General features: G+C 71.0%; 25 protein-coding genes. 6 read left to right on the top strand and 19 right to left on the bottom strand.

All coding sequences use genetic code 11. The features are described from left to right. Positions 1-95 precede the first annotated feature (95 nt). The 5 genes from BM362_RS41895 to BM362_RS41875 form a co-directional block, all read right to left on the bottom strand. A complete protein-coding gene (locus BM362_RS41895) occupies positions 96-719 on the bottom strand; it encodes a response regulator (RefSeq protein WP_093576908.1) in 624 nt (207 codons plus the stop codon). Continuing rightward, on the bottom strand, positions 716-1,972 hold the full coding sequence (locus BM362_RS41890) for a sensor histidine kinase (RefSeq protein WP_093576907.1): 1,257 nt from the start codon (positions 1,970-1,972) through the stop codon (positions 716-718). Before BM362_RS41890 ends, BM362_RS41895 begins: the two co-directional genes overlap by 4 nt. Before the next feature lie 3 nt (positions 1,973-1,975). Beyond that, positions 1,976-2,710: an ABC transporter permease gene (locus BM362_RS41885; protein WP_093576906.1), complete on the bottom strand. Its 735-nt coding sequence runs from the start codon at positions 2,708-2,710 to the stop codon at positions 1,976-1,978. Positions 2,711-2,720: 10 nt separating this feature from the next. Then, positions 2,721-3,623 carry an ABC transporter ATP-binding protein gene (locus BM362_RS41880; protein WP_093576905.1) on the bottom strand — a complete coding sequence of 301 codons (903 nt, stop codon included), beginning with the start codon at positions 3,621-3,623 and terminating at the stop codon, positions 2,721-2,723. Between the two features lie 105 nt (positions 3,624-3,728). Then, positions 3,729-4,850 (bottom strand): cation diffusion facilitator family transporter, encoded by a 1,122-nt coding sequence (locus tag BM362_RS41875; protein ID WP_208865500.1) that lies wholly within the window; start codon positions 4,848-4,850, stop codon positions 3,729-3,731. Positions 4,851-4,962: 112 nt separating this feature from the next. Here BM362_RS41875 and BM362_RS41870 point away from each other — a divergent pair, with 112 nt between their 5' ends. Beyond that, positions 4,963-5,334: an ArsR/SmtB family transcription factor gene (locus BM362_RS41870; protein ID WP_067584194.1), complete on the top strand. Its 372-nt coding sequence runs from the start codon at positions 4,963-4,965 to the stop codon at positions 5,332-5,334. 5 nt (positions 5,335-5,339) lie between these two features. Here BM362_RS41870 and BM362_RS41865 read toward each other — a convergent pair whose 3' ends face one another. After that, positions 5,340-5,714: a DUF2267 domain-containing protein gene (locus BM362_RS41865; protein WP_167545642.1), complete on the bottom strand. Its 375-nt coding sequence runs from the start codon at positions 5,712-5,714 to the stop codon at positions 5,340-5,342. Positions 5,715-5,786: 72 nt separating this feature from the next. On the opposite strand from BM362_RS41865, the gene BM362_RS41860 reads away from it, so the two are divergent. Together BM362_RS41860 and BM362_RS41855 are read left to right on the top strand one after the other, a co-directional pair. Then, positions 5,787-6,143, top strand: a complete 357-nt coding sequence (locus BM362_RS41860) for a hypothetical protein (protein WP_067584199.1) — start codon at positions 5,787-5,789, stop codon at positions 6,141-6,143. Positions 6,144-6,205: 62 nt separating this feature from the next. Next, a complete protein-coding gene (locus BM362_RS41855) occupies positions 6,206-6,577 on the top strand; it encodes a hypothetical protein (RefSeq protein WP_338080261.1) in 372 nt (123 codons plus the stop codon). Between the two features lie 80 nt (positions 6,578-6,657). Here BM362_RS41855 and BM362_RS49715 read toward each other — a convergent pair whose 3' ends face one another. From BM362_RS49715 to BM362_RS41840, 3 genes are all read right to left on the bottom strand, one after another. Beyond that, positions 6,658-7,965, bottom strand: coding sequence for a glycosyltransferase (locus BM362_RS49715; RefSeq protein WP_342029841.1), 1,308 nt, complete (start codon positions 7,963-7,965; stop codon positions 6,658-6,660). An 82-nt stretch (positions 7,966-8,047) separates the two neighbouring features. Then, positions 8,048-8,518, bottom strand: a complete 471-nt coding sequence (locus BM362_RS41845) for a hemerythrin domain-containing protein (protein ID WP_425285771.1) — start codon at positions 8,516-8,518, stop codon at positions 8,048-8,050. 69 nt (positions 8,519-8,587) lie between these two features. After that, positions 8,588-9,046, bottom strand: coding sequence for a MarR family winged helix-turn-helix transcriptional regulator (locus tag BM362_RS41840; RefSeq protein WP_067584202.1), 459 nt, complete (start codon positions 9,044-9,046; stop codon positions 8,588-8,590). A gap of 75 nt (positions 9,047-9,121) precedes the next feature. Between BM362_RS41840 and BM362_RS41835 the strand changes: the two genes are divergently transcribed. Continuing rightward, on the top strand, positions 9,122-9,979 hold the full coding sequence (locus BM362_RS41835; RefSeq protein ID WP_067584205.1) for an LLM class flavin-dependent oxidoreductase: 858 nt from the start codon (positions 9,122-9,124) through the stop codon (positions 9,977-9,979). Here BM362_RS41835 and BM362_RS41830 read toward each other — a convergent pair whose 3' ends face one another. Together BM362_RS41830 and BM362_RS41825 are read right to left on the bottom strand one after the other, a co-directional pair. Continuing rightward, positions 9,980-11,368, bottom strand: a complete 1,389-nt coding sequence (locus BM362_RS41830) for a HAMP domain-containing sensor histidine kinase (RefSeq protein ID WP_167545641.1) — start codon at positions 11,366-11,368, stop codon at positions 9,980-9,982. Between the two features lie 20 nt (positions 11,369-11,388). Continuing rightward, positions 11,389-12,063 (bottom strand): response regulator transcription factor, encoded by a 675-nt coding sequence (locus tag BM362_RS41825; RefSeq protein WP_067584211.1) that lies wholly within the window; start codon positions 12,061-12,063, stop codon positions 11,389-11,391. 221 nt (positions 12,064-12,284) lie between these two features. Here BM362_RS41825 and BM362_RS41820 point away from each other — a divergent pair, with 221 nt between their 5' ends. Together BM362_RS41820 and BM362_RS41815 are read left to right on the top strand one after the other, a co-directional pair. Beyond that, positions 12,285-13,532 carry a bifunctional glycosyltransferase family 2/GtrA family protein gene (locus BM362_RS41820; RefSeq protein WP_067584215.1) on the top strand — a complete coding sequence of 416 codons (1,248 nt, stop codon included), beginning with the start codon at positions 12,285-12,287 and terminating at the stop codon, positions 13,530-13,532. Beyond that, positions 13,529-15,673 (top strand): ArnT family glycosyltransferase, encoded by a 2,145-nt coding sequence (locus BM362_RS41815; RefSeq protein WP_093576901.1) that lies wholly within the window; start codon positions 13,529-13,531, stop codon positions 15,671-15,673. Before BM362_RS41820 ends, BM362_RS41815 begins: the two co-directional genes overlap by 4 nt. A gap of 39 nt (positions 15,674-15,712) precedes the next feature. Here BM362_RS41815 and BM362_RS41810 read toward each other — a convergent pair whose 3' ends face one another. From BM362_RS41810 to BM362_RS41775, 8 genes are all read right to left on the bottom strand, one after another. Continuing rightward, positions 15,713-16,471 (bottom strand): maleate cis-trans isomerase family protein, encoded by a 759-nt coding sequence (locus BM362_RS41810; RefSeq protein ID WP_067584222.1) that lies wholly within the window; start codon positions 16,469-16,471, stop codon positions 15,713-15,715. Then, positions 16,468-17,514 (bottom strand): 2,5-dihydroxypyridine 5,6-dioxygenase NicX family protein, encoded by a 1,047-nt coding sequence (locus BM362_RS41805; RefSeq protein WP_067584225.1) that lies wholly within the window; start codon positions 17,512-17,514, stop codon positions 16,468-16,470. Before BM362_RS41805 ends, BM362_RS41810 begins: the two co-directional genes overlap by 4 nt. 57 nt (positions 17,515-17,571) lie before the next feature. Then, complete coding sequence (locus BM362_RS41800; protein WP_067584228.1) at positions 17,572-18,414, bottom strand: alpha/beta fold hydrolase; 843 nt, start codon at positions 18,412-18,414, stop codon at positions 17,572-17,574. A gap of 19 nt (positions 18,415-18,433) precedes the next feature. Next, the gene (locus BM362_RS41795) at positions 18,434-19,093 is read right to left on the bottom strand and encodes an isochorismatase family protein (protein WP_067584231.1); all 660 of its coding nucleotides are present in this window, start codon (positions 19,091-19,093) and stop codon (positions 18,434-18,436) included. Next, positions 19,080-19,727, bottom strand: a complete 648-nt coding sequence (locus tag BM362_RS41790) for an SRPBCC family protein (RefSeq protein WP_093576900.1) — start codon at positions 19,725-19,727, stop codon at positions 19,080-19,082. Before BM362_RS41790 ends, BM362_RS41795 begins: the two co-directional genes overlap by 14 nt. Beyond that, positions 19,724-20,230 carry a (2Fe-2S)-binding protein gene (locus BM362_RS41785; protein ID WP_067584234.1) on the bottom strand — a complete coding sequence of 169 codons (507 nt, stop codon included), beginning with the start codon at positions 20,228-20,230 and terminating at the stop codon, positions 19,724-19,726. Before BM362_RS41785 ends, BM362_RS41790 begins: the two co-directional genes overlap by 4 nt. Further along, positions 20,227-22,629, bottom strand: coding sequence for a xanthine dehydrogenase family protein molybdopterin-binding subunit (locus BM362_RS41780; RefSeq protein ID WP_093576899.1), 2,403 nt, complete (start codon positions 22,627-22,629; stop codon positions 20,227-20,229). The genes BM362_RS41785 and BM362_RS41780 overlap by 4 nt, the downstream gene beginning before the upstream one ends. Positions 22,630-22,783: 154 nt before the next feature. Next, positions 22,784-23,662, bottom strand: coding sequence for an FAD binding domain-containing protein (locus tag BM362_RS41775; protein WP_093576898.1), 879 nt, complete (start codon positions 23,660-23,662; stop codon positions 22,784-22,786). Positions 23,663-23,685: the final 23 nt, after the last annotated feature.

The raw sequence follows: 23,685 nt of genomic DNA, 5'->3' as shown, positions 1-23,685 counted from the left end.
ACCGGCTCAAGCTTCGGCCCCCGACGTCCCGCGGCACCATCAGTCATGCCGCCAGAGCCTAACTGACGACGAATTAACGACGCAGGACACTAGCCCTACAGCGTCAAATACCCCTGCGCGAACGCCGCGGCCACCGCCGCCGCGCGGTCGTTCACGCCGAGTTTCGCGTAAACGTGCAGCAGGTGCGTCTTCACCGTCGCCTGGCTGATGAACAACTGCTCCGCCGCCCGGCGGTTCGTCGCGCCCTTCGCGATCAGCCGCAGGACCTCGATCTCGCGTTCCGACAACAGGTCCGCCGCCGGGTGCCGCAGCTGCCCCATCAGGCGGGTCGCGACCGTCGGCGAGAGCACTGCCTGGCCTTGCGCCGCGGCCTCGACCGCGCGGAAAAGCTCCTCCCGGGGCGCTTCCTTCAGCAGATACCCGGTGGCTCCCGCTTCGATCGCCGGAAGGACGTCGCTGTCGGTGTCGTACGTCGTCAGCACCAGGACGCGCGCGGGGACACCGCGTTTCGCCAGTTCCTTGATCGCGGTGACGCCGTTCGTTCCCGGCATTCGCAGGTCCATCAGGATCACGTCCGGGCGAAGCTGCTCACCGGCGGTGATCGCGGCGGCTCCGTCCGCGGCCTCGCCGACTACCTCGAACCGCGGATCGGCGCCGAACATGCCGCGCAGGCCGTCGCGCACCACCGGGTGGTCGTCGACGATCAGCAGCGAAATCACCGCCCACCGCCAGCCGGAATGGCGGGCACGGTCGCCGAGACCGCCGTGCCGCGGCCGGGTTCCGATTCGATGTCCAGGCGTCCCGCGAGGCGTTGCACCCGCTGCCGCATTCCGGACAGGCCGAAGCCGCCGTTCGTGGAACCGTTGGCGCGCTTGGCATTCGGTTCGAAGCCGACGCCGTCGTCGCGGACGTCGAGGGTCACCAGGTCCGGCATGTACGACAGGGTCAGGCCGACCCGCTTCGCCTGCGCGTGTTTCGCCACGTTCGACAGCGCTTCCTGCGCGGTCCGCAGCAAGGCCACCTCGACGTCGGTGTGCATCGGACGGGCGTCGCCGGTGGTGGTGAGCACGGCATCGACGCGGTTGGCCGCTGACCAATTCCTGGTCACCTCGCCGATCGCCTCCGGGAGCCGGGCGTCGGCGAGCACCGAGGGCTCCACGGAATGGACCGTCCGGCGCGCTTCGACCAGGCTTTCCCGGGCCAGGTTCGTCGCGTTCGCCACGTGCCGGCCGAGCACTTCCGGTTCGGCGGCGGTTTGCTCGGCCGCTTGCAGCTGGGCCAGTATTCCGGCCAGGCCCTGCGCGAGGGTGTCGTGGATTTCCCGCGCCATCCGCTGCCGTTCGTCCAGAACCCCGGCCGCGCGAGCCTGGACCAGCAATCGCGCGTGCAGTCCGGCGTTCTCGGCCAAGGCGGCTTCCAGTTTCAGATTGACCTCGCGCAGTTCCGCGAGCGCCTGCTTCTGCAGTTCATTCCGCCGGTAGGCCATTTCCACGAAAGAGAACACCGCTCCGGCCAGCGCGATCGAAAGCACGCTGACGCCCAGCCACACCCACCACAGATTCTCCGCGCCGATCTTGGCGATTCCGCCCAGAAAAGCCAGCGCGGAGATCACCGCGGTGGCAGCGGCACCGGCGTATCGCCAGCGTCCCGTCAGGTACTGGAAAGCTTGCGGGTAACCGACAAAGGCGAACAGGCCGTACCACGGTGCGAGAGCCGCCAAGCTCGCCGCCATCGCCAGCAGTCCCGCGTAATATCCCGATCGCACTACGTGTGGATGAAGAGTGTGAAACCACAGCAGCCAGAGGGCGGCGGCGGCAGAAAGACCCAGCACGACCGGAAGATGCGCGGGCAGCTGAAGCACAGTAATGCCCACGCTCACCGCGAGAAGACCGTACGGCAGCACTGTGAACGTCGCCGTCTGTGCGGCTTCCCAGCGGTCGAACTCTTCGCGCAGATCCCCCTCGATGCCCACCAGTCACTCCCAGCGGAAATACCGCGCGGCCAAGCCCCCGACCACGACAAGCCACCCTAGCATGACACCGACGTGCAGCAGGTGCGGCCAATTCCCGGAAGTCGTGTCCTGCAACGCTTGTACGCCCGCGCCGAGCGGCGTCAGATCGCTGATCGTCCGCAGAACCTGGTTCATGCCGGCGCGCGGCAGCCAGAGCCCGGCAAAGAACACCAGCGGGAAGAACACCAGGGAACCGACCGCGCTGGCGCTTGTCGCGGACCGGGCGAGCGCCGCGACCAGCAGCCCGATCGCGAACAGCGCCAGTGCCAGCAGCGCAAAGCAGAGCACGTACGCGGGCAGGCGCCGAGGCAGGTCGAGATCGAAGGCCAGCCGTCCGGTCAGGAGGACGACCAGCGTCGAGGCCGCCGACAGCACCACCGCCATCAGCAGTTGCGCACCGAGCAGGACCGTCGGTTCCACCGGGGTGAGCCGCATCCGCCGCAGCACGCCCTTCTCGCGGTAGGAAGCGAACAGCTGCGACAGCCCGCTGAGCGAGAACAGCGCGACCCCCATCGCGACGACGATCGGGAGGTAGCGGCTGATCATCCGGACTCCGTCCGGCCCGGGTTCGCGCACAGCCGGGATCAGGCCGAGAACGCCGAACAGGACCGGCGAGAACGCGAGCGCGAAGAACACGACGATCGGCTCGCGGAAGAACAGTTTCGTTTCGGTGGCGGCGAGCCGGAACAAGGCGGGCACCGGGGTCTCCTCAGGATTCGATGGAACGGCCGGTGAGCGCGACGAACGCGTCGTCCAGCGTGGTCTGGTCCATTCGCAGGCCGGCGATCCGGTGGCCTGCCAGCGCGGAGGCGACCGCGAGCAGCAGGTTTCCCCCTCCGGTGACGACGATCTGGCTGCCCGAGCGCTCGACGGCGGCGACCTCCGGCAGTCCGGTCAGCACCGCGTCGTCGAGCGGTGCGGCAGTGCGAAACCGGAGCCGCTGCCGGTCGTCGACGCGTGCCACCAGCCCGGCCGGGCTGTCGACCGCGACGATCTGACCCGCGTCGATGACCGCCAGCCGGTCGCACAATCGCTCGGCCTCTTCCATGAAGTGCGTGACCAGCAAGATCGTCACACCCCGCGCGCGGATGCGTTCGACCAGGCCCCAGACGTCGCGGCGAGCCTGCGGATCGAGGCCGGTGGTGAGCTCGTCGAGCACCGCGACCTTCGGGTTGCCGAGCAGCGCGAGCGCGATCGACAGCCGTTGTTTCTGGCCGCCGGACAAACGGCGGAACTGAGTGCCGAGCTTGTGTTCGAGGGCGAGGATCTCGGCGAGTTCCCGCCAATCGGCCGGGTCGCGATAGAACGAGCTGTACAGCTGGAGCGCCTCGCCGACCTTGAGTTTGTCCGGCAGTTCGCTTTCCTGGAGCTGCCCGCCGAGAACCTGGCGCAGTTCGCCGTCGTCGCGCTGCGGGTCGAGGCCGCAGACGCGGATCGCCCCGCCGTCCGGCCCGCGCAGCCCTTCGACGCACTCGACCGTCGTGGTCTTGCCGGCCCCGTTCGGTCCGAGAATGCCGAAAATCTCGCCCGGTTCGACGGCGAAGCTGACGCCGTCGACCACGGTGTGCCCGCCGTACCGCTTGACGAGGTTGTCCACCTCGATGATTGCCATGCGTTCACCGTGCCGGGCGGCACCGGCGCGGCGAATCGACTGCGTGGCCAGACTTTCCGGCCGGCCCGGGCGGAGCGGCGGATCAGCCGTTCGGCCGATGCGCGATCAACCGAGGTGGACGGCCTCCGCCCCGATCGCCGGTTCGACGTGCACTGCCGCCGCGGTCAGCCGAGGCACCGTGGTGATCAGCCGGTGTTCCAGGCTGTGTGCAAGTTCGTGCGCCTGCTCGACGGTGAGGGTGTTGCCGACCTGGACGGCGAGTTCCGCGCGGAGGCTGTGGCCGATCCAGCGCATCCGGACTTCCCGCACGCCTTCCACTCCGGGCACCGCCGCGGCTGTCTGTTCGGCCAGTTCGACGGTCGCCGGATCGACGGCGTCCATCAGCCGCCGGAAGACTTCCTTGGCCGCGTCGCGCAGGACGAACAGGATCGCGACGGTGATCAGCAATCCGATCACCGGGTCGGCCGCCGGGAAACCGAGGGCGACGCCGGCCGCGCCCAGCACTACCGCCAGCGAAGTGAAGCCGTCGGTGCGGGCGTGCAGGCCGTCCGCGACCAAGGCGGCGGAGCCGATTTCGCGGCCGACGGTGATCCGGTACCGGGCGACGAGTTCGTTTCCGGCGAAGCCCACTGCTCCGGCGGCGGCGAGCACCCAGAGCTGCTGCACGGGATGCGGATGCAGCAGGCGGTCGATCGCTTCGTAGGCGGCTAACGCGGCTGATCCGGCGATGATCAGCACGACCACGACTCCGGCCAGGTCTTCGGCGCGGCCGAGGCCGTAGGTGTAGCGGCGGGTCGCGGCGCGGCGGCCCAGTGCGAAGGCGATGCCCAGCGGCAGGGCGGTGAGGGCGTCGGCGAAGTTGTGGATGGTGTCGCCGAGGAGCGCCACCGAACCGGTGACCACGACCAGGACCAGCTGGATCACAGCGGTGCCGAACAGGGCGGCGAACGACCAGGTCAGCGCCCGGATTCCGCGTTGACTCGTTTCGAGGGCGGTGTCGAGGCGGTCGGCGCTGTCGTGACTGTGCGGGGCGAGGAGGTGTTTGACGCGGTGCCGCCAGGTCGCAGGCTTGCCGTGACCGTGACCGTGACCGTGACCGTGACCGTGACCGTGACCGTGACCGTGGCCATGACCGTGGCCATGACCGTGGCCGTGGCCGTGGCCATCACCGTGCTCTCGCACCGGCCCGTCCTCGGGCTGCGGACGGTCCTGACCCAGCTCTGCCATCGACCACTCCCGGATGCTCGAAACCCGCCGCGACCGGGCGGACGCACCGGCCGACTATCAGCATACCTGCGCAGATACGCAGACAACCGAGAAGGAACGGTAGCATCAGGGCATGCACTCCTCCCTGCCGGACTTCGACATGCCCTCCGACGAGCAGGTCCACCTGGCCGCGGAAAGCTTCCGCCTGCTCTCCGACCCGACGCGGATCAAGGTGCTGTGGGCGCTTCTGCAGGGAGAATCGTCGGTGGCCTGCCTCGCCGAACTGGCCGGGGCCGCGCCGACCGCGGTCAGCCAGCATCTGGCCAAGCTCCGGCTCGCGGGACTGGTGAAGGGCCGCCGCGAGGGGACGTTCGTGTACTACTCCGCCGCGGACGAGCACGTGCGCGGGCTCCTGGCCCAGGCGCTGCACCACGCCGACCACGTCGACCGGGACATCCCTGGCGGCGACGCCCAGCCGCACCGCCCCCGGATGCGGAACGCCTGAGCAGGTCAGGCGGCCCGGGCCGCCACCAGGTGCCGCAACGGTTCCGGCAGCACGTCCCAGACCTCGTCCGCCACCTGCACCGTTTCGCGGCCCAGCACGGCCAGCACCACGCTTGCCCGGTGCACGGCCTCCGGATCCGTCAAGTCCGCCCGGTGCGCGATCCGTCCGACGAAGTCCTCCAGTTCGAAGCGTTCCCCGCGGCCGCCGCCCGGACGCAGGTCGTCGGCCAGTCCGGCCGGCAGCTGTACCGCCAGGCTCGCCGCCGCTTCCGGGGAGATCCGCTCGGACAGCGTCCGCAGCACTGCGTGCGCTGCCCGTTCGGCGTCGCGGGACTCCGCGAGGCAGGCCCGCCTCCGGATCAGTTCGACGATCTCGTTCATCGTCCCCGGATACCCGGGGCGGCCGTCCGCAATCGTCCGGTTAGCCGCACTGCCACCGGGTATCACCGGTTCATGGACCATTCAGCGACGTCTCCCGCACCGGCCGAGCAGGCGCAGACCGCGCTGCGCCGGCTCCGTCGCGAGGCCGGTGCCGGCGGCTACGAATGCCCCGCGGAGTTGTACCGGACGCTGGGTTTGCTGAGCCTCCTCGCCGACGACCTCTCCGAACTCCTCCCCGATTTGTCCGGCCAGCTCGAAGAAGCACTGCTCGCCGGGCGCGTGCGGCATCGTTCGGACGACGCGCAGGCAGCTTGCGACGCGGTCGCCTCGGCGGCGCACAGCATTTCGGTCGCCCGCTTCACCGCGCTCCTGGTCGGCCAGGAAATCCAGAATGCACAGACCGCGATCCGCGATCTCGCTGCCACCTGACCTCGTTTTGTCCCGTTCCGCGCGGGTATCCGGTGAGGAAAGCACTGCAGCGAGAAGGGAGCATGATGGCCGACAGCGATCCGGCTGAGCCCGAAACGCTCGACCAGTCCGAATCTCTCGACGAGGACGAGCTGCGGGTCGACCCGTTGGAGGAGGGCGTAGAACCGGCGGAACGCTGGAGCCCGGCGGTCCGGCAGGCCACGACCCCCGCCGAGGCGCGCGAAGGCGAGCCGCTCGAAAACCGGCTCGCCGAGGAACGGCCGGACATCCAGCCCGTGCCGAACCCGCCCGACGACGAGACACTCGCCCGGGCGGAAGCTGCCAGGGCCGTGGTTCCGGACGAGGATCTTCCGCAGCACCGGGCGGATCCGGATCCCGGTGAACAGGCGGACGAGGCCGGCGGCTCCGTCGCGAAGTCGCTTCGCGAAGAGTAATCCGCCGGGAAGGAGTCCCCCATGCCGACGGTCACCACCCGTTTTTGGGCTCGTCCGGTCGTCGCCGTGCCCGGCCTGAGCTAGCTGGTCCTCGGCAGCGCCGGGTTCTCCGTGCCGGAAACCAGGCGCGAGCTGTTCATCGTCCCCACCGCACTGGGCCTGCTCGGGCTTTTGGCCGCACGCAAGCTTTCCGGTGCCATCGCTGTACTACTGGGTGCTGTTCGTGGCGGCACCCGGTTGACCCGCGTACGGGATTCTGGCGACGGTGCCGCTCGCGCTCGGCGGCGCCCGGCATCACCGCGCCGCCCATCCGGACTCCCCCGGCGGCAGAGCCTTCCCGCACGGTCTCCCGCCGCGATCCGATCCCACGAACACCGCGCCCAGATCCGCTTCTGCTCCGCGGTCCCCAGCGCCTCCAGCTCTGCGGGACGTCCGGCAAAGCCCGCAACTGCGCCGCCAGCCGGGCCGGGTCGCGCGGCGGCACCAACCTGCCGGTGATCCCGTCCACCACCGTGTCCGTCAAGCCGCCGACCGCCATCGGCCACTGCTTCCAGCGGAACCGTCCCGAACGGCTCGTGCCAAGGCGTGCACAGCACCGCGTCCGCCGGACGCAGCAACGCAGGCAGGTCGTCCCGGCACACCTGACCTGCCAGCCGCACCCGGCCGGCCACTCCGAGCCCGGATTCCGGGGAAGCGCCCCGGAAGCCGATCCGCCCGCGAGCACCAACTCGGTCTCCGGCGCCTGTCCGGAACGCGGCGATCGCCAGGTCGGATCCCTTGCGCGGCACCAATCTCCCCACCGGCACCGACGGCGCAACCGGGCCGTGCGGCGCCGAACCGGTCCAGGTCGACCCCGCACGGCACCACCGAGATCCGCTGCCGCGGCATCCTTGCCGAGCCAGTTCGAACACCTCGTCCGAGCAGGTCGCGATAACGCGGCCGACCGGTTTGCCGGCCATGCGCTCGCACCGCTTCCGGTCCGGCGGGCTCGGGCCGACGTCGCCCTGGCGCAGCCGTTTCACCGCGCCCGGCGGGCGAAAGGTCCGCACCGGCGGCACTCCAGCCTCTTGTGCGGCGAGAACGGTTGCCACACCGGACATCCAGAAGTGCGCGTGCGCCACATCCGGCGGCGCTCCGTCCACCGGTCGCGCAGCCGGCTGCCGAATTCTCCATGTGCGGCACAAGCTCGTCCTTCGGCAGTCGCAGCGCCGGGCCGGGCCGGGCACGACGCGGCAGCCCGCCGGTGCTCCACCGCGGCAGGAGCGTCCGGGTCGCCGAGTCCCGTGTAGACGGACGCGTTTTGCCCGCCCGCGGCCTCCGCCCCCGGTTCGGCGAGCGGGCCGGCGTGCTCGGGCGCCATCGAGATCTTCGCCAGGCTCCTTCGGCACGAGAACGCAGTGCGCCGCGACCGGCGTCAGCTCTTCCGCCCGGTCAGCGCGTCGCGAATCTTGTCGACGAACGGCGCGAGAATCAGATTCTCCGGCGGGGGCTCGGCGCGACCTTCTTCGCCGCCAGCACGCGTTCGCCCAGCTGGTCCAGCTCCCCGGCCGAACACGCCTCGCGCAGCCGCGGCAGCAGGCCGGTTTCCTCGTCCCTGATGTGGCGCCGGACGTCGGCGATGAGCTTGCCGAGCAGCTCCTCGTACTCCGGTTCGCCCGGACTCTCGCGCTCAAGCCCCTTCATGAGCTTTTCCGTCTCGGCGTGCTTCTCGATCTCGTGATCGGCGATCTCGTCGCCGTCGTCGAGGTGTTCGCGCGCGGCCCGGTACACGAGCTGCTCTTCCGCGACCGAATGCCGGACCAGCTCGGCGATCACGTGGTCGACCACTTCTTTCCGGTCGCCCGCCCCGGGTTCGCTTTCGAGTTGGGCGAACACCCGCTCCACGTCGCGGTGGTCGTCGGTGATCACGGTGATCAGGTCAGTCCTGGTGGGCGCGGCCATGCTGCCTCCTCGGGCGCCGGGAAACCTCCGGTTACCCGGTGCGCCGCACGGCAACCGTCCGAAGCGGAACTACCCGGCTCCCGGCCGCGCCCGGTCGTCCGCGACCACCACCCGCCGCAGCAGGGAAATCAGCGTCTCGCGTTCTTTCGCGGACAGTTCGCCGAGAAAGACGTCCTGCGAGCGGCTGGCCTCCTCCTTCAGCTCTCCCGTCAGCGACTTCCCGGCCTCGGTGAGCGTGACGCGTTGACGCCGCCGGTCGTCCGGGTCGCGTTCGCGGCCGACGAGGTCTCGGCGTTCCAGTTCGTCCAGATAGCCCACGAGATGACTGCGGTTGAGCCCGAGCCGGTCGGCGAGCGCGTGCTGCGCCAGCGGCCCGAAGTCGGAAAGACCGGCCAACACGGCGAAATGCGGCAGCCGGAGGCCATGCGTCTCGAGCGCGCCTGCCAGCTCCCGCCGCCCGATCCGCGCGACGTGCCCGGCCAGGTACGAGGGCAGCGCGAGCAGGGTCGGCGGGCGCAGTTCGTCCATGCCGGAATCCTACCCGCTGGACAGATTTCGTTCCGTCAGGTAATCATGTCTGCATGACACTATTCCGGGCGACCCATGCCTGACTACGGCCACGACCTCCAGTTCGGCGTCATCCTCCTGCCGGAAGCCGCCGAACCCGGCGCGGCGACCCGGCTCGCCGAAGCCGCCGACACCGCCGGGCTCGACCTGCTCAGCGTCCCCGACCACCCGTACCGGCCGGACCTGCTCGACGCGTGGACCGTCCTGAGCGTCGTCGCCGCGCGCACCGAGCGGCTGCGCGTGTTCCCGAACGTCGCCAACCTGCCGCTGCGCCCGCCCGCGGTGCTCGCGCGCTCGGCGGCGAGTCTCGACCTGCTCAGCGGCGGCCGCGCCGAACTCGCCCTCGGCGCTGGCGCGTACTGGGACGAGATCGAGGCGCAAGGCGGCCCGCGGTACACCCCCGGCGAAGCCTTCGCCGCGCTGACGGAAGCGATCGACGTCGTCCGTGCACTGTGGACACCCGGTCCCCCAGCCGAGGTGTCCGGCGCCCGGCACCGGCTCACCGGCACTCCGCCGGGCCCTTTTCCGGTGCACCGCATGGAGATCTGGCTCGGCGCGCTCGGACCGCGGATGCTGCGCCTGATCGGCCGCACCGCGGACGGCTGGCTGCCGAGCATGACCCGCGTCCCGCCGGACCGGCTGCCCGCCGCGAACGCGCTCATCGACGGGGCGGCCCGGAAGGCGGGCCGCTCCCCCGCCGAGATCCGGCGGCTGTACAACCTGCCGGGGATTCCGTCCGGCAGCACCGGCGCGTGGGCCGGCCAGCTCGCCGGACTGGCGCTCGCGCACGGGACGAGCGCGTTTCTCCTGGCCGTGGACTCCGCCGACGCCATCCGGTTGTTCGCGCGGGAGGTCGCGCCGCGGGTGCGCGAGCTGGTGGCCGCCCAGCGATGATCAGCCGCGGCTGCCGGGCAGCAGAGGAGAGCCTTCCGCAGCCGCGGGCGGCAATCGGACCACCGCCAGCGCTCCCCGGCCGGACGGCGGGTCCTCGAAGCGCGCGTACCCGCCGTGCGCGGCCGCGATGTCGGTGACGATCGCCAAGCCCAGTCCCGATCCCGGCAACGACCGGGCCTCCGGCGCCCGCCAGAACCGGTCGAACGCCGCGTCCCGGTCCGCCGCGGCGACGCCCGGCCCGTCGTCGGCCACCGACACCAGCCCCGGCTCCGAACGCACCTTCACCGCCGAACCGGCGGGCGAGAACTTGATCGCGTTGTCCAGCAGGTTCAGCACCATCCGTTCCAGCGCGCCCTCGTCGCCGCGGACGGACCATTCGGCGCACGTCACGTCGAACGTGTGCTCCCGCGCGCGGCTCGACGCCCGGCGGACGGCGTGGCGGACCACTGTGCCCATCGCGACTTCGGCGTGGTCGAACTCGTGCTCGTCCCTGGCGAGCACGACCAGTTCGGCGACGAGGTCGCCGAGTTCGCCCGCCTGCGCCTGGAGCCGGTCCAGGAGCCGGCCGCGGTCGCCGTCGGCCAGCGCGCGGCCGGTGCGTTCGCTGCGGGCCAGCAGGTCGATGTTGGTGCGCAGGCTGGTCAACGGCGTCCGCAGTTCGTGCGCGGCGTCGGTGACCAGCGCGCGCTGCCGCCGCCGCGAATCGGCCAGTGCGCCGGTCATCGCGGAGAACGCGCGGCCCAGCCGTCCCACCTCGTCGCGGCCGGACACGGTGACCGGGAGGTCGAGGTCGTGCGTGCGGGCGATTTCCTCGGCGGCTCCGGTCAATCGCGCCATGGGCCGCAGCGTCCGCCGGGTCAGCAGCAGTCCGGCCGCCGCGGCGAGCAGCGCGCCCAGCACCGACACCGCGATCAGGATGGTCCGAAGGCCGGCGAGGGTGCTGTCGACCTCGGCGAGGCTTCGCGAGATGACCAGCACGTTCCCGTCGCCGAGCGAGCCGAGCAGCACCCGGACCGGCGTGCCGGACCGGGTCTGGCCGTCCCGCAGGGCCACGGTGCGCGCGCCCCGGTCGGCCGCGTCGACGACAACCGAGTCCACGCCCGGCGGCGAGCAGACCGTGCCGTCCGCTTTCAGCAGCTGGACGCCTTCCAGGAACCGCTGCAGCGGCTTGCCCGGGGTGCTGTGGCGGCACAGGTCCGCCGGGCCGGGCCGGCGCGCCTCCGGGTCGTCCGGGCCGGGCGGCGGCGGAGGCCAGCCGCCGAGCAGGGTTTCGTCCAGCTGGGTGCGCAGACTGTGCTCAGTGGACAGATAGGTCACCGTGCTGACCACCGCGATCGCGACCGCGACGATCGCCGCGGTGATCAGCGCGACCCGGCTGCGCAGCAGCATCCGGGGTTCCCCGCGGCGCCTCACGGGGCCCGCAGCACGAATCCGACACCGCGCACGGTGTGCAGCAGCCGGCTCGCCCCGCCCGCCTCGGTCTTGCGCCGCAGATACCCGACGTACACGTCGAGATTGTTGGTGCGGCTCGGTTCCCTCCCCCAGACCTCCTGCCGCAGCCGGTTCTTGGTCAGCACCTTCTCCGGGGCCCGCAGGAACACCGCGAGCAGGTCGAACTCGGTGGGCGTGAGTTCCAGCCGCCGCCCGGCGCGGGTCACCTCGCGCGTTTCCGGGTCGAGTTCCAGATCCGCGAACCGGCGCGCCGCCGGACCCGGCGTGGCGCGATTCTGCTTCAGCAGCGCGCGCACCCGCGCCAGCAGCTCCTCCAGCGCGAACGGCTTCACCAGGTAGTCGTCGGCGCCGGAGTCGAGACCGGTGACCCGGTCGCCCAGCGCGTCGCGCGCGGTCAGCATCAGCACCGGCAGCCGCTCCCCCGCCGCCCGGATCCGCCGGCACGTCTCCAGGCCGTCGACCTCGGGCATCATCACGTCCAGGATCACCAGATCGGGTTTGCCCGTCCCGGAGACCGCCGCCAGCGCCGCCGCGCCGCTTTCGGCCGCGGCGACCTCGTACCCCTCGAATTCGAGGCCGCGCTGGAGGCTTTCGCGCACGTCGGCGTCGTCGTCCACCACCAGCAGCCGCATCCCGCCCGATCCTTTCCGCGCCGTGCTCGTCCGGAATCGGCCCGAGGCTACGCGGCCAAACTGTGCGGAAGCTGTTCGTCCCACGACCGGGGAAAGATCAGCTTCTCACGATCCTCTCAGGGTTTTTCCAGGTCTTTCTCACGACGGCCGCGCCACGGTGAGACCCGAAGCGGTCACACAGCGTCGTGCGCGACCGGTTGTCACCCCGGAACGGAGGAAGCATGTCGGTCGGCGCGACCAGAGGGTTGACCACGTCCCCGGGGCCGGGTGCGGCGACGGCGACCGTGGACATCGTCATCCCCGTATACAACGAGGAACGCGCCCTGCCGGGCTGCGTCCAGGTCCTGCGCGAGTTCCTGCGCCGCGAGTTCCCCTTCGAGTGGACCATCGTGATCGCGGACAACGCGAGCACAGACCGGACCCTGGAGGTCGCCGAAACGCTCGCCCGCGCCGACAAGACGCTGCGGGTCCGCCATCTCGACCGGAAGGGCCGGGGCCGGGCGCTGCGCGAAACCTGGCGAGCGAGCACCGCCGACGTCGTGGTCTACATGGACGTCGACCTCTCCACCGGCCTCGACGCCCTGCTGCCGCTGGTGGCTCCCCTGGTCAACGGGCATTCGGACCTGGCCATCGGCTCCCGGCTGGCCCCGGGAGCGCGCACCGTGCGCGGACCGAAGCGCGAGTTCGTTTCCCGGTGCTACAACAAGATGATCCGGCTGAGCCACGGCGCGCGGTTCTCCGACGCGCAGTGCGGGTTCAAAGCCGCGCGCACCGACGTCCTCCGGCCGCTGCTGGAACACGTGCGAGACGACGCCTGGTTCTTCGACACCGAACTCCTGCTGCTGGCCGAGCACAACGGGCTGCGCGTGCACGAGGTGCCGGTCGACTGGGTCGAGGACGCCGACAGCCGCGTCGACGTCGCGAAGACCGCGCTCGACGACATCCGCGGGCTGATCCGGGTCGCGCGGGCCAAGGCGGCGGGCACGGCGAAGGTGCCGGACCTGCCTCGCCGCCCCGCGCCGCGAGCCGCGCACCCGGACGCCGTGCTGAGCCCGCCCGACAGCGGCCGGTTCTGGGAAATCCTGTCGTTCGCCGTGATCGGTGTGCTCTCCACGGTGGCGAATCTCGCGCTGTACGGGCTTTTCCGGCTGTGGTGGCCGGTGCTCGCGGCGAATCTGGCCGCGCTCGTGCTCACCACGCTGTTCAACACCGAGGCCAACCGCCGCTTCACCTTCGCCGGTGCGGGCACCCCGCGCCGCAAAGCGCATCTGCAAGGATTCGTCGTATTCGGCCTCTACTACGCCTTCACCTCGGCAGCACTGCTCCTGCTCCACGCACTCGTGGCCGAACCGGGCCGGACGCTGGAGCTGACCGTACTGCTCGCCGCCTCGCTGCTCGGCACAGCGGGCCGGTTCGTGCTGCTGCGCACCTGGGTCTTCCGCCAGGACAACGGAAAGGACGAAGAATGACAGTCGCCGCCCCCTCCGCGGCGCCAGCCGAAACCGCCGCCCCGGCGACCCGTTCGCGATGGCGGACCTGGGCGCTCGCCGCGATCTGCGCGGCCGCTGCCGTGCTCTACGCCTGGCGGATCGGCGACGGCCAAGTGGGCAACAGCTACTACTCCGCCGCCGTGAAGTCCATGACCGGCAGCTTTTCGAACTTCCTTTTCGGTTCGTTCGACCCGTACGGCGTGTTCACTGTGGACAAGCCGCCGATGTCCCTGTGGCCGCAAGCGATTTCGGTGCTGATCTTCGGCTTCCACGGCTGGGCGCTGCTGCTGCCGCAGGTGCTCGAAGGCGTCGCGGCGGTCTTCCTGCTGCACCGTGCGGTCCGGCTGTGGGCCGGGGAGAACGCCGCGCTGCTGGCCGCGCTGATCCTGACGCTCACCCCGATCACGGTGGCGATCAACCGGGACAACAACCCCGACACCCTGCTCGTGCTGCTGCTTGTCGCCGCGGCGTACGCGTTCACCCGCTCGGTGCAGGCGGACCCGAGCCGCGCGCGGACCCGGTGGCTGCTGTGGTGCGCGTTCTTCATCGGTTGCGGCTTCGTCACGAAGATGATGCAGGCGTGGATCATCGTCCCTGGCTTCGCGCTCGCCTATTTCGCCGGCACTTCCGCCCCGGTGAAACGGCGGCTGCTGGACCTGCTGGGCGCTGCCGTCGTGCTGCTCGTTTCGTCGTTCTGGTGGACCGCGCTGCACGACCTGTGGCCGGGCTCGAAGCCGTACATGGGCGGCAGCACCGACGGCACCGCGCTGAACCTGATCTTCGGCTACAACGGCTTCGGCCGGATCTTCGGCGGCGAGGGCAACTTCGGCCCCGGCGGGGGCGGACACCGGCCAGGCGGTGGCCTGCCCGGCGGCATGGAGCTGCCTGCGGGCACGGCACCGCCCTCCGGCGGCCCCGGCGGGATGTTCGGCGGCGAAACCGGGCTCGGCCGGATGTTCGGCGGTGCGGTCGGCGGGCAGATCTCCTGGCTGCTGCCGCTGGCGCTGCTGGTCCTGGTCGCCGTCGCGGTGCGCGGCGTCCGGCGGAAGCGGCCGGGCGGCCCGGCGCGGCGGGCGGGCTGGTTCGCCTGGGGCAGCTGGCTGCTGGTGACCGGCGTGGTGTTCAGCTACGCCCAGGGGATCTGGCATCCGTACTACACGACCATGCTGGCCCCGGCGATCGCGGCGATCTGCGCGGCCGGGCTCGCCGGTTTCTGGCGCGAGTACCGGCAGGACTCCGGCTACGGCTGGCTGCTGCTTCCGGCGGGCGTCGCGCTCACCGCGGGCTGGGCGTTCGTCCTGGCGAACCGCGACCCCTCGTGGCACGGCTGGACGCGGTGGGCGGTGCTGGCGGTCGGCGTGGTCGCTGTCGTCGCGCTCGTGCTGGGCAAACTCGCCTCAGTACGCCGGGCGATTTTCACCCGGGCGTCGCTGGTGCTCGCGGCCGTCGCGCTGCTGCTGGTGCCGGCCGTGTGGTCGGCCGCGACCGCGGCCACTGGCGAGAGCATGGGCGGCATGCCTTCGGCCGGGCCTGCCAGCCTGGGCTTCCCGGGCGGATTCGGCGGCGGGGCGCGGATGCCGGGCGGACGCGACGCGGGCCTGCCGGGTGCGCCGGACGCTTCCGGTTTTCCCGGCGGCCCGGGCGGCATGCGGGCAGGCGCGCGGAAGCCTGGCGACATGGGCGATTTCCTGAACGGCAAACTCACCGACGACCAGCGCCGCATCCTGGACTACGCCAAGCAGCACAGCGGCGGCGCCGCGATCACCCTCGCGGTCGACGGCTCGGCCACGATGGCGTCGAGCTTCATCATCGGCTCCGACGAGACCGTGATCGGCATGGGCGGTTTCCTCGGCAGCGACGACTCGCCGTCGGTCGGCCAGCTCCAGCAGTGGACCGCCGAGGGCAAGCTCAAGTTCGTCCTCGGCAGCACCGGCGGCCGCGGCGGCAGGGGCATGCCGGGGATGAGCGGCGGCGCCGGAGAGAAACGGCAGGGGTGGATCAAGCAGCACTGCGCCGCGGTCGATCCGGCCGCCTACGGCGGAAAGCCGGCGTCGGCGGAGCAGGAGGCCCAGGCCGGTCCGATGGGCGGAGCCCAGACGCTCTACCAGTGCCACGCCTGAAACCCGCGGGGGCGGACCGGAGTCTGCCCCCGCGGGCCGTTACGCGGAGACCTTCCCGCTCAGCAAATGCCCCGCCCCGGGCACCTCCGGCCGCACCCCCAGCTCGCTGAGAATCCGGAACGCCGTCGCCGTCGCCGCCGACAGCACCGGGATCCCCACCGCGTCCTGGACCGGCTGGACCGACGGCAGCGACGGCATCTGCACGCACGCCGACAGCACCAGCGCGTCCGCTCGCGACAGGTCCAGTTTCCGGTAGTGCGCAAGCAGATCCGCCGGATCCAGCCGCGCCACCGCCAGGTTGTCGGGCACCTCCAGCGAGAGCGAATCGACCACCTCGACGCCCGCGTCCTCCAGGTACTCGACGACCGCCTGGGTAAGCGGCTTCAGATACGGCGTCACCATCGCGACCCGCTTCGCCTCCAACGCGGCGATCCCGGACAACAGCGCGCCCGCCGACGAGACCACTGGCGCGTCCGAGCCTTCCGCGCGCAGCGCCGAGGTGATCGCATCCTCGGCGGTGCAGTGATAACCCGGCCCCTGCGCCATGATCGCGACCAGACAGGCCGTCGCCACGACGCCGGGCCGCGCGTCGGCCAGTTCGGTGGCCGCGCGTTGCGCCTGGGCGTTCATCGCGCGCAACTGCTCCGGCGTCACGTGCTGCATCCGCGCGCGGGCGGAGTGGAAGACGAACCGGTCCTGCGGATACCGCTCCTCGCGGGCGCGCAGCATCCGCGGCAGTTCGGTTTCCATGGTCAGGTTGGAGCTCGGGACGATCATCCCGATGTGGTGGTCGGTCATCGCTTCGCCGCCGGGCGCATGTCCTGCACGGTCAGCTCGCCCGCGTCGACGATCAGCTCGTCGTCGAGGTACAGGCTGTTGCCGCGCATCGGGATGTCGAAGTGGCAGGCCGTGTCGTTCGGGCCGCCGAGTTCGTTGTTCGGGCCGATCGAGAACATCACGTTGCCGTAGAAGCTGCGCAGCTCCATGCCCATGCCGCCGGGGAACTGGGTCAGGCCGTGCCAGTGCGCCCGCTCGTCGAGGCCCCAGCCGACGTGCGACATCCCGTAGCCGCGCGGGTCGTGGAAGGACTCGATGTAGCTGCGCAGCAGGTCGGCGTCGAGGCCGGACGAGCCCGCGCCGCCGCGGATGTCCTGGATGAAGCCCTTTTCGATGGTCAGCTCGACCGGCGTCCGCACGTAGGTGTTGAACGGCAGCAGCACGTCGCCGGGCGCGAGCACGATCTTGCCGTCCACGCCGTCGTCCGAACCGCCGGTGAAGACGAACGCCGCGGGCCAGTGGTCCCAGCGGCCCGGCTGGTCGGTGTAGCCGTACTCGCTCATCGTCGGGTACACGCCCAGCTGGTAGGTGACGTCCGTCCCGTGCGGACTGGTGATCCGCATGGTCTTGGCCTTGGCCAGCAGCTCCGCGCCGATTTCGACGCGCTCGCGCAGTTCCTTCGTCGGCATCAGCCGGGCCAGCAGTTCGGGCGGCTCGACCGCGGTGAGGATCCGGGTCCCGGCGGCCTGGATCGCGAACTGCTCCTCGCTGAAGAGCAGGAACGTGCAGTCGACGACCATGTCCGCGGCCTTGAGCGCCTCCACCGCGAGCGGCAGCTGGTCAAGACCGGACTGCCCGACCGCCCACGCGCCGGACGCGTTCGCCGGCGACGGCAGCCGCAGGTGATAGGTCGCCGCGCCGAGCTGCTGGGCGGCCCAGAGGAAGGCGTCCGCGTACTCCGCGCGCTCGGCGCCGCGCGTCAGCACGACGACCGTCTCGCCCTCGTGCACGCCGGAAAAAGTCAGCTGGCGCAAGCAGATGTCGTTGAACAGGTTCTGGTCCATGGCGACCTCCTTGATTGTCCGAATACGGATTATCCGAGTACGAAAAAACCGCCGGGATCAGCGGGCGAGCACGTCTTTCAGCGCCGAACGCAGCGCGTGCCGGGCGGGCTGCGGTTCGTCCCAGAAGATCATGTGCCCGGCGCCCGCCACGGCTGCCAGCGGATGCTTCGATTTCTCCAGCACCGCGACGTCCGCCGAGGTCACCACCGGGCTCTCCGCGCCGTGCAGCAGCACGGCGGGCCCGGGCAGGTTTTCCCACAGCGGAAGGAATTCCTCGGATTCGAAACCCGCGTGCGTGGCCGCGATGGCGGCACGAGAGCACGAAGCGAGCCAGCGAGCGCGCAATTCCTGTTCCCGGCGCGGCCATCGCGGCCACGAGGCGGCGACCTCGTCCGCGTTGGTTCCCCGCCGCGCTTGGTCCACTTGGGACTCGAAGACCGCCAGCGAAGTCGGGTACCGGCGTCCGGGGCCGCTCATCGGCGGATCGGCGAGGACGGTGCCCGCGACCCGGCCGGACAACGCGGCTTTGGCCGCGATCCGCGCGCCCATCGAGTGGCCGAACAGCAGCGGCGCGGACAGGTTCAGCTGGTCGATCACCGCTTCGACGTCCGCGGCGTACGCGTCGAGGCCATAGCCGGGCCCGTCGTCGGACAGGCCGCGGCCGCGGACGTCGAGCACCAGCGGACGGACGAGATCGGTCAGCTCCCGGGCGACGAAGTCCATGGTGATCGCCGGGCTGGTGATCCCGGGCAGCACCACGAGCGGGACGCCGTCGGCCGGTCCGTAGTCGAGGACGTGCAGCCGGACGGAACCGGAGCGCGCCCAGACGCTGGCCGCCGGAACGTCAGCCAGGTCGGCGAGCGCGGACTGGGACAGCACCCGGTCAGGCAGTGACGACATGCGGGAACTCCTTCCGGGTTCAGCGGGCCTTGGCGAGCAGCTCGACGCCCTCGCCCAGGCCGATCACATCGGCGTATTTGGCTTGCAGGTCAAAGAGAGCGGCGTCGTGCGGTCCGCGTGCACGGTCGCCGCAGGCGTCGCGGACGACGAGGGTGTCGAAGCCGGATTGGACCGCGTCGACGGCGGTGGCCCGGACGCAGCCCGAGGTCGTCGCACCGCACACCAGCACGGTGTCCGCGCCGAGACCAGTGAGCAGCGCGGCGAGGCTCGTCCCGTGGAACGCGGACGCGCCCTTCTTGACGATCAGGTGGTCCGCGTCGTGCCGTTCCAGCCGGGGATCGAGCGCGACCTCGGCGCTTCCGCCGCGCAGGCTGCGCATGCCGGGAGCCTTGCGCAGCCACGCGATCGCGTCGCCGTCCGCCTCCGCGGCGGTGTAGCTGATCGCGGTGTAGACGACCGGCGCTCCGCTCTCGCGAGCGGCCCGGACCAGCGCTCCGGCGGCTTCGACTTCGGTGGAAAGGTCCGCGCCGGAAGGGAATTCCGGTTCGGTGAAACCGCGGGTCAGGTCGACCACGACCAGCACCGGCGCGGTTCCCCGCGGCACTGCGGCCCCGAACCCCGCGCGGGCGTAGGTCCGGTCGGTCTCGGTGCCGTGCAGTCCGTTTTCAGGCGCGTTCACGCAGCAGCTCCTTGATCAGTTTGTGCTGCGACCGGACCCGGCCGAGCAGCCAGCCCTGGAACAGCCCGAGCGCGCCCGCCGCGACAACGGGGAGGTAGCGCTTCGCGTTGGGCGGCAGCAGCATCGCCAGTCCGTCCAGCGAATCCGAGGCAGAAGCGGCGGCGGTGGCCGCCGGAGCCGGTGCGGTGCCGCCGTTTTCCAGCAGCGCACCGAGGTTCTGCGCGAACTGCTGCAGGATCCGGTTCGACACCGTGCTGATCGCGCCCTTGCCGAACTGCGCGATCTTGCCCCGCACCACGAGATCAGTGCGCAGGCTCAGCGACGAGCCCTTCGGACCGGGCGCCAGGGTCAGCGTGACGTCCGCTTCGGCGTCGCCGTTCCCGTGGCTGTCCGCGCCCCTGGCCGACAGCCGCAGCCGGCGCTCGCCCTCGGCGATCTCGGTGAACCGGACCTTGCCCGCGTACGCGGCGCTGACCGGGCCGACCTTGAACTTGACCTTGCCGAGGTAGGACTCGCCGTCGCGGCCCTCCAGCACCGCGCCGGGCAGGCAGCCCGCGACCCGCTCGACGTCGTTGAGCAGCGCGAACACCGTGTCCGGATCGCCGGGAAGATCAAGGGTGTTCTCCAGAATCATCGGACCGCGTCCTCTTTCCTGCCGGATCCGGCCGACCGCTGGGCGGCGGTCGCCTCGATCGCGTCCACAATGGTCTGATACCCGGTGCAGCGGCACAGGTTCGACGACACCGCCTCCCGGATCTCCTCGCGCGTCGGCGACGGTTCCTGAGCGAGGAACCCTTCGGCCAGCATGAGGAAGCCCGGCGTGCAGAAGCCGCACTGCAAGCCGTGGTGTTCGGAAAACGCCTGCTGCAGATCGTTCGGCTCCTCCGGGGTGCCGAGGTCCTCGACGGTCCGGATCGCGCAGCCTTCCGCCTGCACGGCGTACATCAGGCAGGCGCGCACCGGTTCGCCGTCGACCAGGATCGTGCACGCCCCGCACACGCCGTGCTCGCAGCCGGCGTGCGTGCCGGTGAGGCCCACGTTGTGCCGGAGCACGTCGAGCAGTGTCCACCGCGGTTCGACGAGCAGTTCGTGCTCCTCGCCGTTGACGGTCAGGACGATCAGCTGTTTGTCGGTCATGCGCCGGTACCCGCTTTCTCCCGGTCGGCCAGGTCAGTCACAGCCAGCGCGGCGAGGACGGCCTCGGGGTGGATCGGAGTCTGCTCCAGCTGGACCCCGGTGTGCCAGAGAAGGTCGTTGACCGCGTTGAGCACCGCGGCGGGCGCGCCGATCGTGCCGCCCTCTCCGGCTCCCTTCGCTCCGCTTTCGGTGAAGGCGCACGGGGTTTCGAGGTGGTCGACAGTGATGTCGGGGATCTCCGCGGCGGTCGGGACGAGGTAGTCGATGAAGCTCGCCGCCGACGGTTCGCCGTTCTCGGCGTAGGTGACCTCCTCGAACAGCGCGCCGGCGATGCCCTGCGCGATCCCGCCGCGCGCCTGGCCGTCGACCACCTTCGGATTGATCACCACGCCGCAGTCCTCGACACAGGCGTAGCGGAGGATTTTCACCTGGCCGGTGCCCGGATCGGCCTCCGCCACGACCGCGTGAGTGGCGTTCGAGAACGTGCCGTCGCCGGGGACGTCGAACGCCGCGGTGGCGGTGAGCGTCGGCTCGGCTTCCTTCGGCAGCAGGTGGCTGCGCAGGTACGCGACGTCGGCGATCTCCTCGAACGACAGCCGCTGGCTGGGGTCGTCGAGCTGGATCACCCCGCCCTCGCCGTCGAGGCCGACGTTCTCGACCCGAGTGTCCATCAGGTGCGCCGCGATCAGGCAGAGCTGCTCGCCCAGCCGGGTCGCCGCCGTAGCCACTGCCGAGCCACCGATGGTCACCGATCGGGACGCGAATGTGCCCCAGCCGTAGGAAATCCGTTCAGTGTCGCCTTGCCGCAGCTTCACCTTGGCGAGGTCGACGCCGAGCCGTTCCGCGACGATCTGCGCGAACGTCGTTTCGTGGGACTGCCCGTGGTTGATCGTGCCGCTCGTGACGACGATCGAACCGGTGAGGTCCATCCGGATCTCGCTCACGTCGAACCCGGGCACCACGGTCATCTTCCGCTTCGCGAACGCCTCGGAGCCGTAGCCGGTGCGCTCGGAGAAGCAGCTGTAGCCGATGCCGATGTGCGGGTTCTTCCCGCGCAGCTCGTACCAGCCCTCGTCGCGGAGGATTTTCTCGCCCAGCTCCAGCGATTCGAGGTAGCTGCCCGGATCGTAGGTGACCTGGTTGATGCCCAGGTACGGAAACTCGGTGATCACGTTGCGGCGGCGGATCTCGACCGGATCGAGACCGAGCCGGCGCGCGGCCAGGTCCATGATCCGCTCCAGCACCATGACGTACTGCGGACGGCTGACCCCGCGGTACGGCGCGGTCGGCGCTTTGTTGCTGGTGATCGCCCGCGCCCGCACGCGATAGGCCGGAACCCGGTACACCGACGGCATTTCCGCCGCCGCCATCAACGGCTCGATGCCGACGGTGAACGGATAGCACGAGTACGCGCCCATGTCGCACACGATGTCGGACTCCAGCGCGGTCAACTCGCCGTCCGGAGTGAACGCGGCACGGGTGCGGTATCGCTGTTCGCGCGCGAGGAACCCGGACGCGAGCGCCTCGCCGCGGTCCTCGATCCACTTGACCGGACGCCGCAAGCGCTTCGCCGCCGCCGCGACAGCGATTTCCTCCCGCCCCACCACGCATTTCTGCCCGAAGCCGCCACCCATGTCCGGGACGACGACGCGCACCGAACGCTCCGGAATCCGCAGCGAACGCGCCAGCACGGTACGCACCTGGTGCGGCACCTGACTGCACGTCTGGACGAGAAGCTGCTCGTCGCGGTCGTCCCAGGACGCCACCGCGCCGCGCGTCTCCAGCGGCAACGCGTTCTGCCGGCCGCTGCGGGTGACGAGTTCGATCACGCACCCGTCCGCGAACGCTTCGTCCACTCCCGGGGTGTCGAACGAGGTGACATCCAGCAGCACATTGCTCGGCGCGTCCTCGTGCACCAGCGGCGCGTTCGCGGCGAGCGCGGTCTCCTCGGAAACGACGGCGTCGAGGACCTCGTAACTCACCTGCGCGGCTTCGATGCCGTCCTCGACCGCGTATGGATCCTTCGCGATGACCAGCGCGATCGGCTCGCCGACGAACCGGACTTTGCCGCGCGCGAGGATCGGCATCGTGGTCGGGGTGAACTCCTCGGGCGGACGGTCCAGCAGCGCGACCATGTCGCCGAGCTGGAGGTCTTCCGCCGAGTACGCGGCCACGACGCCGTCCACGTCGCGAGTGGCCCCGAGGTCGAGCCCGGTGATCTTGCCGTGCGCGACGGTCGCCCGCACGAACCCGGCGTGCAGCATGCCGTGGAGGTGAATGTCGTCCACGAACCGTCCCCGGCCAGTCACCAGCCGCGGATCCTCGCGACGGCGCACGGACGCGCCGATCCACTTGCCGCCCCGGCCGTCGAAACGGGGTTCTTCGGGCTTGTCGGCCATTACCGCTCTCCCCTCTGCCGCACCTGGCTTCGCGCCAGCACCGCCCGGCCGTCCCCCGAGCCTGCTCACCATTACCGCTTTCCCCTCTGCCGCACCTGGCTTCGCGCCAGCACCGCCCGGCCGTCCAGCCGGGACCCCCCGAGCCCGCCCACCATCACCGCTCTCCCCTCTCCCACGCCTGGCCCAGACTCCGCGCCACCAACGTCCTCGTCAGCGCACGCCGGTAATCCGCGCTCCCCTGCGCGTCGCTCCGCGGCTCGATCGCCTCGGCCGCCGCCCGGCCGCACGCCGCGAACAGCTCCGGCCCCGGCTCGCCGCCCGGCAGCACCTCCTCGGCTTCCGGAACCCGCGACGGCGCGGGCGCGACCCCGCCCAGCACCACCCGGCCGCCCGCCAGCGACCCGTCCGTCCGAGGTTCGAGCGTCACCGCCGCCGCGACCGTGGCGAAATCCCCGGCACGGCGGGAAAACTCGGTCAACGCCGCCTTCGGAGCCGCCCGGGTGAACCGGACCTCGGTGACGACCTCGTCCGCCTCCACCGCGGTCGCGTAGAAGCCGGAGAACATCTCCCCCGCCGGGATTTCGCGGCGGCCGTCCGGTCCTTCGGCGACGATCACCGCGTCCAGCAGCAGCGCGAGCATGCACCACTCGGCGGTGGCGTCGCCGTGCACGAGACTGCCGCCGACGGTGCCGCGCGACCGGATCGGCAGGTGCCCGACGTAGCGCATCGCCTCCGCCAGCACGGCGAACCCCGGGTCGAGCCGGGCAAGTTCGACCTGGCGGTGCGTCGTCATCGCACCGATGCGGAGCGTCGAATCGACGTGCACGATGTCGGTCATCCCCGGCAGATCGCGCAACCGCCCGAGGTCGACCAGATCGCTCGGGCGGGCCAGGCGGAAGCTCATCATCGGCATCAGGCTCTGCCCGCCCGCGATCGCTTTCGGCTCCCGCCCTTGCCCGGCGAGGTCGGAAAGCAGGCCGACGGCGTCGGCGACATCGTGCGCCCGATGGTAGGCGAACGCGGCGGGCTTCATGCACTTCCCTTTCTGCTGCCGAG

Source organism: Amycolatopsis rubida, from assembly GCF_900115345.1.
Classification (GTDB): domain Bacteria; phylum Actinomycetota; class Actinomycetes; order Mycobacteriales; family Pseudonocardiaceae; genus Amycolatopsis; species Amycolatopsis rubida.
This window is presented reverse-complemented; position numbering and strand designations above follow the sequence as displayed.